We start from the raw sequence: 523 nt of genomic DNA on the forward strand, positions 1-523 counted from the left end.
GACAGGGAGGCCATTGCCCACCACATGGCCGGTCTCAGTGTCTACCTGGGGCACGCGTCGATCGCCAACACGTACTGGTATCTCGAAGCCACGCCAGTGCTGCTGCGCGACATTGCGGCTGCAAGCGAGCAACTTTTTCAAGGAGAAGCGGCATGACGGCGCTTGCTCCCCATCTCTCGGCATATCTGCGGGAACATCTGCCGCGCGAACGCGCCGTCAGCCCGCACACGGTGAAGACCTATGCCAACTGCTTCGTCCTCCTCGTCCAGTTCGCTGCCGATCGGCTGAAGCGCCGACCGACCGATCTCGAGGTTGAGGATCTCGGCACAGACATGATCATGGCCTTCCTCGATCATGTGGAGATCGGCCGCGGCAGCTGCGTGCGGACCCGCAATGGCAGGCTCGCCGCGATCCGATCCTTCTTCCGATACATCGAGTACCGGATTCCAGCCTGCCTCGATCAGGCACTCCGTGTCAGAGCAATCCCGACCAAGAAGACAGACAAGGCGCTGATCGATTACCT

At 61.2% G+C, this 523-nt stretch carries 1 protein-coding gene; it reads left to right on the forward strand.

The annotated features are described in order from the left end of the window. Positions 1-152: 152 nt before the first annotated feature. Positions 153-523: site-specific integrase (locus tag AACY45_RS27865; protein ID WP_339548695.1), on the forward strand; the 371-nt coding region annotated here is incomplete at its 3' end.

It is taken from the genome of Pseudomonas sp. RA_35y_Pfl2_P32 (assembly GCF_963970735.1).
In the GTDB taxonomy this organism is placed as follows: domain Bacteria; phylum Pseudomonadota; class Gammaproteobacteria; order Pseudomonadales; family Pseudomonadaceae; genus Aquipseudomonas.